This is a genomic window from Ferrovibrio xuzhouensis (genome assembly GCF_042648965.1).
GTDB lineage: Bacteria > Pseudomonadota > Alphaproteobacteria > Ferrovibrionales > Ferrovibrionaceae > Ferrovibrio > Ferrovibrio xuzhouensis.
In genome coordinates, this window is sequence record NZ_JBHRYJ010000001.1 from 1,272,355 (window position 1) to 1,286,225 (window position 13,871).

The 13,871-nt window shown below is 67.7% G+C and carries 15 protein-coding genes; 5 read left to right on the forward strand and 10 right to left on the reverse strand.

The features are described from left to right. Positions 1–38 precede the first annotated feature (38 nt). The gene (locus ACFOOQ_RS06320; protein ID WP_379723165.1) at positions 39–809 is read right to left on the reverse strand and encodes a flagellar hook assembly protein FlgD; all 771 of its coding nucleotides are present in this window, start codon (positions 807–809) and stop codon (positions 39–41) included. A gap of 24 nt (positions 810–833) precedes the next feature. Next, entirely contained in the window at positions 834–2,822 is a 1,989-nt protein-coding gene (locus tag ACFOOQ_RS06325; protein WP_379723168.1) for a flagellar hook-length control protein FliK, read from the reverse strand. A 232-nt stretch (positions 2,823–3,054) separates the two neighbouring features. Between ACFOOQ_RS06325 and ACFOOQ_RS06330 the strand changes: the two genes are divergently transcribed. Further along, a complete protein-coding gene (locus ACFOOQ_RS06330; protein ID WP_379723171.1) occupies positions 3,055–3,603 on the forward strand; it encodes a hypothetical protein in 549 nt (182 codons plus the stop codon). A 13-nt stretch (positions 3,604–3,616) separates the two neighbouring features. Here ACFOOQ_RS06330 and ACFOOQ_RS06335 read toward each other — a convergent pair whose 3' ends face one another. Together ACFOOQ_RS06335 and ACFOOQ_RS06340 are read right to left on the reverse strand one after the other, a co-directional pair. Beyond that, positions 3,617–4,399, reverse strand: coding sequence for a DODA-type extradiol aromatic ring-opening family dioxygenase (locus ACFOOQ_RS06335; RefSeq protein WP_379723174.1), 783 nt, complete (start codon positions 4,397–4,399; stop codon positions 3,617–3,619). Between the two features lie 96 nt (positions 4,400–4,495). Then, positions 4,496–4,705 carry a hypothetical protein gene (locus tag ACFOOQ_RS06340; RefSeq protein WP_379723177.1) on the reverse strand — a complete coding sequence of 70 codons (210 nt, stop codon included), beginning with the start codon at positions 4,703–4,705 and terminating at the stop codon, positions 4,496–4,498. Between the two features lie 111 nt (positions 4,706–4,816). On the opposite strand from ACFOOQ_RS06340, the gene ACFOOQ_RS06345 reads away from it, so the two are divergent. Continuing rightward, positions 4,817–5,725, forward strand: a complete 909-nt coding sequence (locus ACFOOQ_RS06345; protein WP_379723180.1) for a LysR family transcriptional regulator — start codon at positions 4,817–4,819, stop codon at positions 5,723–5,725. A 112-nt stretch (positions 5,726–5,837) separates the two neighbouring features. Here the strand turns inward: ACFOOQ_RS06345 and ACFOOQ_RS06350 are convergent, their stop codons facing one another. From ACFOOQ_RS06350 to ACFOOQ_RS06360, 3 genes are read right to left on the reverse strand one after another with little or no spacing between them, the layout of a single operon-like run. Beyond that, on the reverse strand, positions 5,838–6,875 hold the full coding sequence (locus tag ACFOOQ_RS06350; protein WP_379723183.1) for a threonine aldolase family protein: 1,038 nt from the start codon (positions 6,873–6,875) through the stop codon (positions 5,838–5,840). A gap of 25 nt (positions 6,876–6,900) precedes the next feature. Next, a complete protein-coding gene (locus tag ACFOOQ_RS06355) occupies positions 6,901–7,341 on the reverse strand; it encodes a M67 family metallopeptidase (RefSeq protein WP_379723186.1) in 441 nt (146 codons plus the stop codon). Between the two features lie 7 nt (positions 7,342–7,348). Further along, entirely contained in the window at positions 7,349–7,699 is a 351-nt protein-coding gene (locus ACFOOQ_RS06360; protein ID WP_379723189.1) for a hypothetical protein, read from the reverse strand. Between the two features lie 120 nt (positions 7,700–7,819). Here ACFOOQ_RS06360 and ACFOOQ_RS06365 point away from each other — a divergent pair, with 120 nt between their 5' ends. From ACFOOQ_RS06365 to rpoH, 3 genes are all read left to right on the forward strand, one after another. Further along, a complete protein-coding gene (locus ACFOOQ_RS06365) occupies positions 7,820–8,845 on the forward strand; it encodes an RluA family pseudouridine synthase (protein ID WP_379723192.1) in 1,026 nt (341 codons plus the stop codon). Positions 8,846–8,855: 10 nt separating this feature from the next. Beyond that, the gene (locus ACFOOQ_RS06370) at positions 8,856–9,329 is read left to right on the forward strand and encodes a PAS domain-containing protein (RefSeq protein ID WP_379723195.1); all 474 of its coding nucleotides are present in this window, start codon (positions 8,856–8,858) and stop codon (positions 9,327–9,329) included. A gap of 216 nt (positions 9,330–9,545) precedes the next feature. After that, positions 9,546–10,448: an RNA polymerase sigma factor RpoH gene (rpoH, locus tag ACFOOQ_RS06375; protein ID WP_379723198.1), complete on the forward strand. Its 903-nt coding sequence runs from the start codon at positions 9,546–9,548 to the stop codon at positions 10,446–10,448. A 52-nt stretch (positions 10,449–10,500) separates the two neighbouring features. Here the strand turns inward: rpoH and ACFOOQ_RS06380 are convergent, their stop codons facing one another. The 3 genes from ACFOOQ_RS06380 to ACFOOQ_RS06390 form a co-directional block, all read right to left on the reverse strand. Then, positions 10,501–11,190 carry a hypothetical protein gene (locus tag ACFOOQ_RS06380; RefSeq protein ID WP_379723201.1) on the reverse strand — a complete coding sequence of 230 codons (690 nt, stop codon included), beginning with the start codon at positions 11,188–11,190 and terminating at the stop codon, positions 10,501–10,503. A 158-nt stretch (positions 11,191–11,348) separates the two neighbouring features. Then, on the reverse strand, positions 11,349–12,641 hold the full coding sequence (locus ACFOOQ_RS06385; protein WP_379723205.1) for an adenylosuccinate synthase: 1,293 nt from the start codon (positions 12,639–12,641) through the stop codon (positions 11,349–11,351). 36 nt (positions 12,642–12,677) lie between these two features. Further along, positions 12,678–13,859 carry an ATP phosphoribosyltransferase regulatory subunit gene (locus tag ACFOOQ_RS06390; protein ID WP_379723208.1) on the reverse strand — a complete coding sequence of 394 codons (1,182 nt, stop codon included), beginning with the start codon at positions 13,857–13,859 and terminating at the stop codon, positions 12,678–12,680. Positions 13,860–13,871: the final 12 nt, after the last annotated feature.

A 13,871-nucleotide genomic window follows, 5' to 3' on the forward strand; every position in this document is an offset into this window, starting at 1 on the left:
TTAACAAAGCCCTAAATCCGAAAGGCGCGAGACCGGGGTCAGGTGCCGCTGCTGGTATCGCTGCCGCTGCCGCTGCCGGTATCGCTGCCGCCACTGTTGTCGCTGCCGCCGCCATTGCTGGTGGTCGCAATCACCGAAACCACCTTGTCCGGCGTGATCTGCTGGCCGCCGACCATCAGGTACTGGGTGCCGTCGATGGTATCGAGCGAGGTGACATAACCGCGCGAATAAACCTTGACGCCATCGACCGTCTTGCCCTGGGCATCGGTGGCCGTGACCGCCAGCTTGTAGCTGCCGGCCCCCATCTGGTTGCCGGTGGAATCCTGGCCGTCCCAGGCCACCTGGATGCGGCCCTGGGCGGTGCTGTCGACCTTCGACGTGACGCTGCGGATCACTTTGCCGGTCGAGTCGGTGATGGTGTATTTCACGTTGGTGGCGCCGACCGGCAGGTCATAGGACCAGAAACCGACATCGCCCTTGGTGGCGAGCTTCACCGTGTCGCTGTCGACGTCGACCAGCTTGCCGACGAAGTTGATGTTGTTGCTGGCAGTCTGCGCGGCGAACATCGAGATCAGCTTCTCGAGGTTCTTGTTCTGGTTGATCGACTGCTCGACCTGGCTGAACTGCACCAGCTGCTGGGTGAATTCCTTCGAATCCATCGGCGAGGTCGGATCCTGGTTCTTCAGCTGCGTGGTCAGCAGGGTCAGGAAGGTGTTGAAGTTGCCGGCCAGCGAGGAACTGGCATTGTCCGCCTGCGTTGGCGTCTGCGTCGTGTTGTTGGTGGTATTGTTGTTTACGCCGGTGACCATGGGGATTCTCCCTCGGGTTACGGGTCAGATTCGGATATCGAGGCCGCCGCGCGCGGCAGCCGCACGCTGGGCCCGGGCGGAGGCCTGCACGGCGGCATCGCCTGCAAGCCCGTTATCGGCATAATCGGCCTGGCCGCGGCCACGCTGGCCGTTGCCGCCCTGGCCGCCACGGCCATCGTCACCGGTGCCGCCGGCACCGGCCTGGCCCTGGTCGCGCAGGGTGAAGTTCAGCGAGCCGGAGTCGGTCTTCATGCCGGCATCGCGCAGCGACTGTTCGAGGTTGTGCGCGCCATGCTGCAGCATCTGCAGCGTTTCCGGCTTGTCGGCCGAAATCACCGCGGTCAGGCGGCCGTCATGGCCGACCTCGAGCTTGACCTCGACCTTGCCGAGATTGCCCGGATCGAGCTTGATCGAAATCTTGTCGAGGCCCTCGGCGGTGCCGCGCTTGATCTGCACGGCAACCTGCTCGCCGGGCGGCACGAAGGCGGCGAGGCTGCGGGCGGTGGCCTGGGTTGCGGCCTGCTGGGCTGCCACGGTCGGCGGCGCCCCCGGCTGGGTGCCCGGCAGGGTCGCGGTCTGCGCGGCCTGCTGTGCGGTCTGGCCGGTCGCAGCGGTGGCGCCGGTCGTGCTGCTGCCGTTGTTGCCGCCGCCGATCAGCGCTCCGAGCGTCGCGGCAAACTTGCCGGCTTCGGCGGTCGCACCGCCGGCGACCTGGCCGCCGGCGGCTTCCGCCGCCTTCTGCTGGGCGAGCAGCGCATTGGCATCATCGCCATCGGCCTGCATGGCAAGCAGCGCGGACTGATCGACCAGCCCCTTCGGCGCGGCAACCGCCACAGTCGTGTCGGTCTTCACTTCGACATGCAGCTTGCCGTCACCGGATTTCTTGCTGCTGCCGCTGTCGGCCGTCTGCGTCGCTGCCGGCCGGGCCGGCTGCGCGGCGGTCTGCGCGGCCAGGGCCTGCTGGATGGCGGCGAGATCCTTGGGCGAAACCGCCTGCTGCTGGGCCAGCAGGGCCGCGGCGGCGGTGTCGGTCTTGCCGGCGACCGGCGCGGCGGCGTCGACATCCGGGTCGGTGGCTGCGGCTGCAGCGGCAGCGGCCGCAGCCTGCGCCGCAGTGACCGGCGTATCCTTGCCCGTCGCCTTGGTGGCGCCCTTTGCCGCCGCAGCCAGAGCCGCGGCGGGATCGGCAGCCGCGGCATCCTTACCGGCAGCCTTGCTGTCATCGCCAGTCACAGCCGGACCGGCCGCCGCCGCCTGCTGGGCCGCGGCGAGCTGGGCCAGTGCGGCATCGGCCGCCGTGGCGGGCGCGGTCACGGCGGCCTGCGGCGCAGCAGTCTGCTGCTGCAGCAGGGCCAGGATCACGTCGGCGCCGGCCGCAACAGCGGTTTTGTCGGCTGACTTGTCCTTGTCGGCGGCTTTGTCGTCCGTGGTGGCCTTGTCGCCGGGCTTGCCGGTGGTGTCGCCGGCATCGGCGCCCTTGGCATCGGCACCCTTGGCGTCGGTACCCTTGGCGTCCGCAGGCTTGGCATCGCCGGCCGCCGGCTGGGCCGGCGCGGCATCCTTTGCGGTATCGCCGGCGGCCGCCGCCGGCTTGTCGGCCGGCTTGTCCGCCGGTTTGTCTGCCGCCTGGCTGGCCGGGCGGCTGTCGTCACGGTCGCGCACCGGGGCGGCATCGCGGACGGAGGCCGTATCGTCACGCCGATCATCGCGCTCGCGCGGTGCCGAAGACGAGGAAGAGGACCGCGACCGGTCGTAGCGGCTGTAGCGGTCGTCGGACTCACGCGGATCGGGCTGGCGGTCGCGGCTCGGGTCGGCCGGACGGCTTGCCTGGTCGTTGCGGCTGTCCTGGAGCGGGGCGGCGGCATTGCCGACGGTATTGGCCGTGGCCCGCGCGTTGCCATAGAAGGCGTTCTGCAGCACCCGCGAGAAATCCTCGGCCCGCAGCGCCGTATCGTCGCTGCCGGTCGAAGTGCCGGGGGTGGGAACCGATGAATTGAGAGAACCGACCTGCATCGCAAACCTCTTGTGTCGGGCCAGTAGAAGCAAGCGGCGGGCCAACTGCGGGAGTGTCGGTAATCTTTTGAAATAAAACGGAATTACCCAACCTTATGGTTGTGCGGTTACACGCCGGGTTTGCCGGGCGGCAGAATCTGCCGGGGCGCCGCGGCGCCTGCCGGGCCGGATAATCCGGACGAAACCGGCAAAATCCCACGCTTTGTTAACCATGCCGTCCTAGGCTTGCGGCATGGCAACGCCTCCGCATAAACCGACCGGTCCGGCCGGCACCCCGCCCCGCCCGCTGGCGGCCAAGGCGCCACCGCCGGACAGCGGCGACGAGGCCGCAGTCGAGCAGCTCGCAGCGAGCGAACTCGACGAGCTGACCCATGCCGAGTTCCGCCTGCTCTACGACGAGGCGGCGCGCAACATCCTGTTCGCCAAGCGCCAGCAATGGCACATGCTGGAATACTTCACCCTGCTGGCCCTGGCGCTGGTGGGCCTCGGCATCGCGATGCCGTTTGCCAGCGACGTCGCGCATTTCGTTGCCGGCTTCCTCAGCTTCGTCGCCTTGATCACACTGATCGTGCTGATGATGCTGCAGAACTGGCAGGGCAGCGAACACGCCAAGATTCTCTACATCGTGCATGACTTCGCGAATTTCACGCGCAGCGCGCGGCGGCGCAAATCGCGCGTCACCAGCGACATCCACCGCTATTTCATGCTGGCGGCGATGATGATCTACGTCGTCATCCTCGACGTGGTGGTATTCCGGCTGTTCGCCGATCTCGGCAAATAGGCCGCAGCCGCCATCAGTTGAACAGGTAACTCTCCATCGACAGGCTGCCGAGCGCGAAGCTCGCATGCAGCCGTTCGGCGGCCACGCCCGGCGTCGCCGCCCCCAGCGCCACATAGAGCGGCAGCAGGTGTTCGTCGGTCGGATGCGCCATCGCCGCATGCGGCGCCTGCGCGCGGTAATCGGCCAGCGCCGCATCGTCGCGGGCGACCAGGCGGTCATGCATCCAGTCCGAGAAATCCTGCGCCCAGGGCATCACTTTGCCGCCGCCGCGCCAGTCCAGCGCGCGCAGATTATGGGTCAGCGAGCCGGTGGCGAAGACCAGTACGCCGTCCTCGCGCAGGGCCCGCAGCGCGGCGCCGAGCCGCAGGTGATGCGCCGGATCGCGGCGCGACTGCACCGAGAGCTGCAGCACCGGAATGTCGGCCTGTGGGTAGACCAGCAGCAGCGGCGACCAGGCACCATGATCGAGGCCGCGCTGCGGATCGAGCGTGGCGTCGATGCCGGCCGCCGCCAGCGGATCGCGGATCGCGGCCGCCAGCGCCGGTTCACCCGGCGCCGGATAGCGCAGGCGATAGAGCTCAGGTGGAAAGCCGGAGAAATCATGGATGGTGTCGGGCTGCGCGGTGGCGCCGAGCACCGGCGCGGCGGTCTCCCAATGGGCGGAGACCGCGAGAATGGCGCGCGGTCGCGGCCAGGCTTCCGCGGCCGTCGTCAGAAACCGGTGCGCCGGCTGCTCGGGTTCGAGCGCCAGCATCGGTGAGCCATGGCTGATAAACAGGGCCGGCATCGCAGCCATAGGGCAAGTCTCCGGACGGGACGGGAAGGCTGCAGCGTCTGGGGAGGCGTGCAGCGGAGACTTCACCTAGGACGCAGATGCCAGCCCTGCAAGACGTTACTCGGCGGCGGCGAGACGGACCTGGCCGGCAGTGCTGAGCGCGCGGACGGTGCGCACCACATTGTCGACCAGCTTGCGCAGGCCGCTGTCGATGGCCTGCTGCCGCAGCGCGAAAGCCCGGCGCCGGTAATAGGTCAGCTCGGCGGCCGAAACATAACGGGTGTCCGAAAACAGGACGGGAAACTGAATCTGGGGCTGGGTGCTCATTTTGGCCTCATCTTTTCGTGTGCCTGAGGATGAAGCTAATGCATGTTTCTGGTTTCATTAATCCCAGAAATAGGCATTATTTAGTGAATTCTATTCACAAGAAGCACCGCCATGACCCGTTTCAGCGAGATGGAAACCTTTGTTCTGGTTGCAGAAACCGGCTCTTTCACGGATGCCGCGAAAGAGCTGCACCTGACCCCGTCGGCGGTCAGCAAGATGATCAGCCGGCTGGAGGACCGCCTCGGGGCCCGCCTGCTGCAGCGCACCACCCGGCGGGTCAGCATGACCGTCGAGGGCCGCACCTATTACGACCAGGCCCGCGGGATTCTCGCCGAACTGGATGCCGTGGAGGCCAGCGTCGGCGGCGCCGAGGCCGAACCGCGCGGGCCGCTCAGGGTCACCCTCGCCCATGGCTTCGGCATGCAGCAGATCGTGCCCTTGCTGCCGGAATTCCTCGCCCGCTTCCCCAAGGTCGATGTGCAACTCACCTTCGCCGACCATGTGGTCGACCTGGTCGCCGAGGGTCATGACATCGGCATCCGCACCGGGCAATTGCATGACGAGGTCCTGATGGCACGGCGCCTGGGCAGCCATCGCCGCATCGTCTGCGCTGCACCGGCCTATATCGAACGCCACGGTGCGCCGAAAACGCCGGCCGACCTCATGCACCATAACTGCCTGCTGTTCGACGGCCCGGCCGGCCTGAACACCTGGCCGTTCCGCGTCGCCGATGGCCGCGTCGAGCGCATCACCGTGCATGGCAATTTCCAGACCAACAACGGCGACGCCATCCTGCGCCTGCTGCTGAACGGTGTCGGCCTGTGCTATGCCGCCGATTTCGCGGTGGGACGGATGCTGCGCGACGGCCGGCTGGTGCCGGTGCTGACCGATTATGCCGCCGATGTCAGCTGGCCGATCCATGCCGTCTATCCGGCGCGCAAGCATCTCGCCGCCAAGGTGCGCGTCTTCGTCGACTATCTCGTCGAGAAGTTCACGCCGCGCGCGCCCTGGGAAGTGTGAGAACATCAAAGAAAAGAGCCGTCACCCTCGGGCTTGACCCGAGGGTCCCATTTTTATGCTTGCGATGAAATGGGATGCCCGGGTCAAGCCCGGGCATGACGGTGACAAGAGTTTAAGCTGCCCCCACTTCTTCCGTCACGGCACGCAGGAAACCGGCGACATCGTCTTCGGTCTTGTTGAAAGCGCAGACGAAGCGATGCAGGCTGTTGTCCGGAGTCCACGGATGGAAGCGGAAACCACGCGCGCGCAGCCGTTCGGCGATATCGGCCGGGATGGCGGCGAAGACCTCGTTGGCCTGCACCAGCCAGGCGACCGAAACGCCGTCGATGCGCTGCAGGCCTTCCGACAGCTGCTGTGCCCGCGCATTGGCCTGCCGCGCCAGCCGCAGCCACAGGCCATCCTGCAGCATGGCCAGCAGCTGTGCCGACAGGAAACGCATCTTCGAGAAGAGATGGCCGCCGCGCTTGCGGCGATAGAGGAAGCTGGCGGCCAGCTCGGGCTTGAAGAACACCACGGCTTCTGCGGCGAAAGCCCCGTTCTTGGTGGCGCCGAAGCTGAGCACATCGACGCCGGCCCGCCAGGTCAGCGCCGCCGGCGAGACATTCATGCCGGCCACCGCATTGGCGAAACGCGCGCCATCCATATGCAGATGCATGCCGTTGGCGCGGCACAGATGGGCGAACTGCGCCACCTCGTCGGGCGAATAGACGGTGCCGGATTCGGTCGCCTGGGTCAGGCTGACGGCGGCCGGCTGCGGATGGTGCTGCACGCCGCTCCAGCCCTGGCCGAGCGCAGCTTCCAGCGCCGCCGGATCGATCTTGCCGCCGGCGCCCGGCAGGGTCACCAGCTTGGCGCCATCGGTGAAGAATTCCGGCGCGTTGCATTCGTCGACGACGATATGGCTGTCCTGATGCGCGAAGACCGCACCGAAGCCGGGCGCCAGGCAGCCGAGCGCCAGCGCATTGGCCGCCGTGCCGGTGGCGACCGGGAACACCCGGCATTCGGTGTCGAACACCACCGAGAAGGCGGCATCGAGTTCGCGACTCCAGTCGTCATCGCCATAGGCCGAGGCGGTGCCGTCGTTGGCGGCGGCGAGCGCGGCGAGAATCTCCGGCGCGGCGCCGGCGACATTGTCGGAACGGAAATCCATGGCGTTCAGTCCTGCTGGGGCGGTGTTACGAAGAGGCTGCGGCGGTTTCTACGGGCATCGGGTCGAAGCGGCCGTCCGGCAGTGGCCGGAAGGCCCGCGGCGGCCGGGCATGGCCGGCAGCATCGACTGCCGAGATCAGCCAGACAAGGCCCGGATCGTGGATCATCGCGGCGTCGGTGGCCGATGGCTCCGGCCGGCCGTTCGGATGGCTGTGCCAGTGCCCCACGATGCGTTCCGGCGCGTTGCCCTCGCGCAGGCTGCGCAGCAGGGCGATATGCGTGGCCGGATCGATCTCGAAACCGCGCGCCGGTTCAGCTGCGACATTGGCCGTTGCCACGATGCGCTGGATTTCCACCCGACCATTGCCGTGGTCGATGCCGACCAGCAGCGCGCAGGCTTCCTGCGGGAAGGCCGCCTCGGCAAGGCCGGCCAGAGCGGCCGACTGATCAGGGGTCAGCACCAGCATCACCGGCTCAGCGCTCGACCTGCAGGGTCATGCTGCCGAGCGGCTTCAGGCTGTCACCATCGAGCGCATAGAGCCGTTCGGTGCCGTCGGCCAGCCGGACCCGCACGATGATGCGGCTGCCCGAGCTGAGCACGTCGGTGACGCGGCTGTTCTTCGGCAGGGCCATCACCTGGTTTTCCACCGCCACGGCGCGCGCCGCCAGCGGCCCGGTGACCGGACCGGAGCGTTTCGGGCCGCCGGTCAGGATCAGCACCACCAGCAGAACCGCCAGCCCAAGGAAGATGATGCCCAGACCGATGACGACAGGCTTCAGCCACCGTATCTTCGGGTCCGCCGCCTCTGCCGCTCCGCTGGTCATGCCGTTTCCCGATACTCCGTTCAGGTGATTTGTTCAGATGCCCGATACTGTCCGATGCCCCGGCCCTTCTGATGCCCCGGCCCTTCTGATGCCAGGCCGTTCTGATGCCAAGCCGCTCTGATGGCTGACACCGCCATTCATCTTCTCGCGCCGGTGCCGCCCGAGAGGGCCGGCGAGCGGCTCGACCGCTGGCTGGCCGAGGCCATGCCGGAGGCGGATGGTGCAGCCCCCGGCGTTGTGCCCCTGTCACGCTCGCGGCTCAAGGCGCTGGTGCTCGACGGCCATGTCCGGCTGGGCGGTCAGACGATAACCGACCCGTCGCGCAAGATCAAACCGGGCGAGGCCTATACCGTGGCGCCACCGGAGGCGATCGCCGCCGAGCCGGAAGCACAGGATATTCCGCTCGACGTGGTCTTCGAGGATGCCCACCTGATCGTGGTCGACAAGCCGGCCGGCCTGGTGGTGCATCCGGCACCCGGCACCCCCGAACGCACGCTGGTCAACGCCCTGCTGCATCACTGCGGCGACAGCCTGTCGGGTATCGGCGGGGTGAAGCGGCCCGGCATCGTGCACCGCATCGACAAGGATACCTCGGGGCTGATCGTTGCCGCCAAGACCGATGCGGCGCATCAGGGCCTCGCCACCCTGTTCGCCACCCACGACATCGAACGCAGCTATCTGGCGCTGGTCTGGGGTCATCCGTCACCATTGCAGGGGCGCATCGAGGGCGCCATCGGCCGCGACCCCAAGGACCGCAAGCGCATGGCGGTGGTCAGCCGCAACGGCAAGCCGGCCGCCACCCTCTATGCCACCGAGAAAATGATCTTCGACGCCAAGGGCCAGCCGGTCTGCGCCCTGCTGCGCTGCGACCTCGAGACCGGCCGCACCCACCAGATCCGCGTCCATCTCACCGCCAAGGGCCACCCGCTGGTCGGCGATACGCTCTACGGCCGCAGCCGCAGCCGGCGGCGTTTCGCGCTGGACGACGCCCTGGTGGCGACGCTGACCGGTTTCCCGCGCCAGGCCCTGCATGCGGCGACGCTGGGTTTCCGCCATCCGGTGACCGGCAAAGAGCTGCATTTCGAAAGCCCGCTGCCCGCCGACATGGCCGGGCTGATCGCTGCCCTGGACCCCAAAAACCGTTAGTATCCGGGGCATGGAGATTCCCGCCCTGCCCGAGGGTATCGAGGATTCCCGGCTGCAGCGGCTGGCCGCCTACTGGGATTCCTGCCGCGCCGGCCGCGCCATGCCGGCCCGGGCCGACATTGATCCGCTCGACATGGGCTATATCCTCGGCAACCTGGCCCTGGTCGAGGTGCGGCATGGCGGGCCACGGCTGCGGTTCCGCTTCCGGCTGTTCGGCGTCAACCTGGTCGAGGATGTCGGCTTCGATCCGACGGGACAGGATCTCGAGCAGTATCCGCGCAGGGAAATGGGAGAGATTCTAAGGATTTCCTATACCGAGGTGGCGGAGACCGGCCGGCCGTTCCGCCGCCGGCGCCACCGCCTGGTGATGGACGGCCGGCTGTTCGAGAATGAATCCCTGCTGCTGCCGCTCAGCGACGACGGCCGGCGGGTCGACATGCTGCTGGTGGCGGTGATCCTGCGGGAATGGCAGCCGGGAACCTGATCTGGATCAGGGCGGTTTACCGCTCGCCCGGGCAGTCTGGCATCTGCGGGACCGGCCGGCCCCGTGACGGGCCGCACAGGATGTTGCGGTTTACCGCCCCACTTCCGCCGCATTCCGCCGCTCCACTCATTGATAATGCAAGATAGCAACCCCACATTTCAAACCGAGCCCGGCGCCCGACCCAAAGCGGCGCCGGCCGGGGGAGTACGAAAATCCATGGCCTCTGCCAGCCTGCCTGCCATTTCCGCCACCGAAGGTGGCCTGTCGCGTTACCTTTCCGAAATCCGCCGGTTTCCCATGCTGGAGCCGGAGGAGGAATTCCTGCTGGCCAAGGCCTGGCGCGACCGCGGCGATATCGAGAGCGCGCACAAGCTGGTGACCAGCCATCTGCGTCTGGTGGCCAAGATCGCCATGGGCTATCGCGGCTATGGCCTGCCGGTCGGCGAGCTGATCTCGGAAGGCAATGTCGGCATGATGCAGGCGGTCAAACGCTTCGATCCCGACAAGGGGTTCCGGCTGTCGACCTATGCGATGTGGTGGATCCGCGCCTCGATCCAGGAATACATCCTGCGCTCATGGTCGCTGGTGAAGATCGGCACCACGGCCGCGCAGAAGAAACTGTTCTTCAACCTGCGCCGCCTGCGCGGCCAGATGAAGGCGATCGATGGCGGCCAGCTGACGCCCGAGCAGGTCGAGAAGATCGCCACCCAGCTTTCGGTCTCGCAGGACGAAGTCATCACCATGGACCGCCGGCTGGCGGCGCCCGACCATTCGCTGAACGCACCGGTGCGCGGCGACGAGGAGGGCAGCAGCGAGTGGCAGGACTGGCTGGTCGACGAGACGCCGAACCAGGAAACCCGGCTGGCCGAGGGCGATGAGTTCGACAGCCGCCACAAGCTGCTGGAAGCGGCGATGGGCGGCCTGAACGAGCGCGAGCGTGACATCCTGGTGCAGCGCCGGCTGACCGAGAATCCGGCCACCCTGGAAGACCTGTCGTCGCGCTATGGCATCAGCCGCGAGCGCGTGCGCCAGATCGAGGTGCGGGCTTTCGAGAAACTGCAGAAATCGGTGCGTACCGCGGCGGCCGAACAGGGCATGTCGCCCACCGCCCTGCAGTAAAAAGGGCGCCAAAAGGCGCCCTTCAGTCAGTGCAGCTGCCGGCTCCCGCCGATCAGCATTCGCCTTCGTCGCTCCAGTAGGGCGGCAGGTCGCCGCCGGCTTCTTCCGGCTCGGACAGCGACGGTGGCGTCAGGTCCGGCAGTCGGATATCCAGCTGCGGCTGCTTGGCCATTCCCTCAAGACCCATCCGGCCCAGATTCTGCGGCATCATTCCCATCGGCGGCAGCAGCGGACGCCGCTGGGCCGCCGCGGCATCGCGTTGCGGCGGCTGATGGCTGTTGCAGGTCCGGCGCAGGGTTGCAGCCAGGGTCTGCGCCAGGTTGCGCACCACATAGAGATCGCGTTCCGACCAGTCGGCGGCGCCGGCCGGCCGTTCACAGCGGAACACCGCCGCCGGGGCATTGACGCCATCGACCAGCAACAGGTCGAGCCGGTTGGCATCCACCGCGCTGCCGTCATGCAGGGCCGGGGCGTTGTTGGTGACGGTGGCTTCAAGGCCGCGACTGGCGGCTTCGAGATAGGCTTCGGTGGCGTCGCGCGGGATCACCGCACCCTGCTGGATGCGGCCGTCGAGGGTATCGACCATGCGCTGGCAGACCATGCTGCCGTCCTCGGCGAAGAACCAGATGCTGACCCGCTGGGCCCGCGCCACTTCGGCGGCATCGAGGCAGATCGCCTCGCAGAGAGCACCGATACCGGCGGCACCGACCGAATACAATGCAGCTTCCTGGGTCCTGAGCATGAGATCCGCTCCCGTGGATGAAATCCGATGGGCACAGTCTCAGCCCGAGGGCGTGGAAACGAAAGTTATCACCCGGTAATGGCGACATTACTTTCCGGTAATGTGGCCGCTATCGCCCGCATTTCCGGGTATGCAGCAGAAGCCCGTGCAACCGCCGCTCAATCCTCGAAGGGGTCCTTCATCAGGATGGTGTCGTCGCGTTCGGGCGAGGTGCTGAGCAGCGCCACCGGGGCGCCGATCAGTTCCTCGACGCGGCGGACGTATTTCACCGCCGTCGCCGGCAGGTCGACCCAGCTGCGCGCGCCCTGGGTGCTGTCCTTCCAGCCTTCCAGCGTCTCGTAGACCGGCGTCACCGCGGCCTGGTCGGCCATGGCGGCGGGGAAATAGTCGAGCCGCTTGCCGTTCAGTTCATAGCCGGTGCAGATCTTCAGCTCGTCAAGGCCATCCAGCACGTCAAGCTTGGTCAGCGCGATGCCATGGATGCCGTTCAGTTTGACCGACTGGCGCACCAGCGCGGCATCGAACCAGCCGCAGCGGCGCTTGCGTCCGGTCACCACGCCGAATTCACGGCCCTTCTCGCCGAGCCACTGGCCGACGCCGTCGACCAGCTCGGTGGGGAACGGCCCCTCGCCGACGCGCGTGGTATAGGCCTTGACGATGCCGAGAATGTAACCGAGCGAGCCGGGCCCGAGGCCGGAGCCGGCAGCGGCACTGCCCGCCATGGTGTTCGACGATGTGACATACGGATAAGTGCCGTGGTCGACGTCGAGCAGCGAGCCCTGCGCGCCCTCGAACAGGATGCGGCGGCCGGTGCGGCGTGCCTCGTCAAGCTCGAGCCAGACCGGCGCGGCATATTCGAGAATCTGCGGCGCGATCGCCTCGATCTCGGCCAGCAGAGCGGCGCGGTCGGCTTCCGGCGCACCGAAGCCACGGCGCAGCGCGTTGTGATGCGACAGCAGGCCGTCGAGCTTGCGTTCCAGCATGGCGCGGTCGGCGAGGTCGCAGACGCGGATGGCGCGACGGCCGATCTTGTCTTCATAGGCCGGACCGATGCCGCGCCGGGTGGTGCCGATCTTCACGCCGTTGGCGGCATCCTCGCGCAGGCCGTCGAGATCGCGGTGCAGCGGCAGGATCAGCACGGCATTGTCGGCGACTTTGAGATTCGCCGGCGAAATGGCGACACCCTGGCCGCGCAGCTTCTCGATCTCGGCGATCAGTGCCCAGGGATCGACCACCACGCCGTTGCCGATCACCGACATCTTGCCCGGCCGCACGATACCCGACGGCAGCAGCGACAGCTTGTAGACATTGTTGCCGATCACCAGGGTATGGCCGGCATTGTGGCCGCCCTGGAACCGCACCACCACATCGGCGCGCAGGGAAAGCCAGTCGACGATCTTGCCCTTGCCCTCGTCGCCCCACTGGGCGCCGACAACCACCACGTTGCTCATCTCAACAGTCCTTCACGGCAAACGGAAATCAGGGATTCAGACGGGACGGACGGCGGTGCCGTCCCAGACATGGCTGCAGCCGGCGGCTTTCGCGGCCTTTTTCAGATCGCCGGCCTCCGGGTTGAGCGCCGCCCAGGTGGCATGGCCCTGGCGGCGCAGCTCGGCACCCGTGCTGCGCGGCGTGCCATGGGGCAGATAGACCATCGGCGGCACCGGCTGCGCCGGCAGGGCGCGCATCACGCTGTCGAGATAGAGCGTGAAGCCGGTGGCCGGCTCGCCGGCCGGCGTGGTGTAGCGGCCGCCGCGGCCGAGTTCGCCGCGCACATTGCGGGCGAACAGGCTGAAGGCGATGCCGGTGTGATATTCGAAGCCGCGGAACTCGCCGGGATCAAGCGTCACCAGCAGGTCCGGCGCCGCTGCCGAAACCTCGCGCACCAGGGCATCGAGGTCGGCAACGATCTTCGCCGCCGCATCGGGCAGCTTGAGCGCCTTCAGGCCATCCAGCGCGCGGCGCGCCGGGCCGGCCAGTTCCAGCAGCTTCAGCAGGGTCGGTGCCGCGGCGCCGCCGACCGCCTTCAGTTCAGCAGCATCCTTGCGATCCAGTGCCCGGCGGGCGGCGCGGGCCGCCTTGGGGTCCAGGCCATGGGCCTCGGTGATGGTCGGCGCCAGTTGCGGCTGGGTGATATCGAGCGACAGACCGGGCACGCCGAGCGCGGCCACCGCTTCGGCCGCCAGCACGCCGGTCTCGACATCGGCGGCCAGCGCATCCGAACCGATCAGCTCGAAACCGGCCTGGGCGAACTGCCGCTCCGGGCGCAGCTGGCTGCCACGCACGCGCAGCACCTGGCCGGCATAGGCCATGCGCAGCGGCCGCACGGCATCGCGCAGCCGGGTGGCGGCGATGCGGGCGACCTGGAGCGTGACGTCGTTGCGCAGGCCCATCATGCGCTGCGATACCGGATCCATGACGCGGAACATCTGGCCCGCCAGTGCGACACCGGAGCCGGCCAGCAGGGTTTCCTCGAACTCGATCAGCGGCGGCTTGACCCGCACATAGCCGTGACGGGCGAAGCCGGCCAGCAGCTTCTCGCTGGCCTGTGCCTCCCATTCGGCGCGCGGCGCCAGAACGTCGCGCAGGCCGGCCGGCAGCAGGCCGGCTGCCGGGTCCACACTCTCGCTCTCCTGCGCGTCGCTGCGGGATTTGCCGCGCGGTGCCATACCGTCGTCCTT

What these genes read in the sequence shown, in the direction of transcription:
- ACFOOQ_RS06320 (WP_379723165.1), bottom strand. Translation starts at nt 809, where the DNA reads ATGGTCACCGGCGTAAACAACAATACCACCAACAACACGACGCAGACG.
- ACFOOQ_RS06325 (WP_379723168.1), bottom strand. Translation starts at nt 2,822, where the DNA reads ATGCAGGTCGGTTCTCTCAATTCATCGGTTCCCACCCCCGGCACTTCG.
- ACFOOQ_RS06330 (WP_379723171.1), top strand. Translation starts at nt 3,055, where the DNA reads ATGGCAACGCCTCCGCATAAACCGACCGGTCCGGCCGGCACCCCGCCC.
- ACFOOQ_RS06335 (WP_379723174.1), bottom strand. Translation starts at nt 4,399, where the DNA reads ATGGCTGCGATGCCGGCCCTGTTTATCAGCCATGGCTCACCGATGCTG.
- ACFOOQ_RS06340 (WP_379723177.1), bottom strand. Translation starts at nt 4,705, where the DNA reads ATGAGCACCCAGCCCCAGATTCAGTTTCCCGTCCTGTTTTCGGACACC.
- ACFOOQ_RS06345 (WP_379723180.1), top strand. Translation starts at nt 4,817, where the DNA reads ATGACCCGTTTCAGCGAGATGGAAACCTTTGTTCTGGTTGCAGAAACC.
- ACFOOQ_RS06350 (WP_379723183.1), bottom strand. Translation starts at nt 6,875, where the DNA reads ATGGATTTCCGTTCCGACAATGTCGCCGGCGCCGCGCCGGAGATTCTC.
- ACFOOQ_RS06355 (WP_379723186.1), bottom strand. Translation starts at nt 7,341, where the DNA reads ATGCTGGTGCTGACCCCTGATCAGTCGGCCGCTCTGGCCGGCCTTGCC.
- ACFOOQ_RS06360 (WP_379723189.1), bottom strand. Translation starts at nt 7,699, where the DNA reads ATGACCAGCGGAGCGGCAGAGGCGGCGGACCCGAAGATACGGTGGCTG.
- ACFOOQ_RS06365 (WP_379723192.1), top strand. Translation starts at nt 7,820, where the DNA reads ATGGCTGACACCGCCATTCATCTTCTCGCGCCGGTGCCGCCCGAGAGG.
- ACFOOQ_RS06370 (WP_379723195.1), top strand. Translation starts at nt 8,856, where the DNA reads ATGGAGATTCCCGCCCTGCCCGAGGGTATCGAGGATTCCCGGCTGCAG.
- rpoH (WP_379723198.1), top strand. Translation starts at nt 9,546, where the DNA reads ATGGCCTCTGCCAGCCTGCCTGCCATTTCCGCCACCGAAGGTGGCCTG.
- ACFOOQ_RS06380 (WP_379723201.1), bottom strand. Translation starts at nt 11,190, where the DNA reads ATGCTCAGGACCCAGGAAGCTGCATTGTATTCGGTCGGTGCCGCCGGT.
- ACFOOQ_RS06385 (WP_379723205.1), bottom strand. Translation starts at nt 12,641, where the DNA reads ATGAGCAACGTGGTGGTTGTCGGCGCCCAGTGGGGCGACGAGGGCAAG.
- ACFOOQ_RS06390 (WP_379723208.1), bottom strand. Translation starts at nt 13,859, where the DNA reads ATGGCACCGCGCGGCAAATCCCGCAGCGACGCGCAGGAGAGCGAGAGT.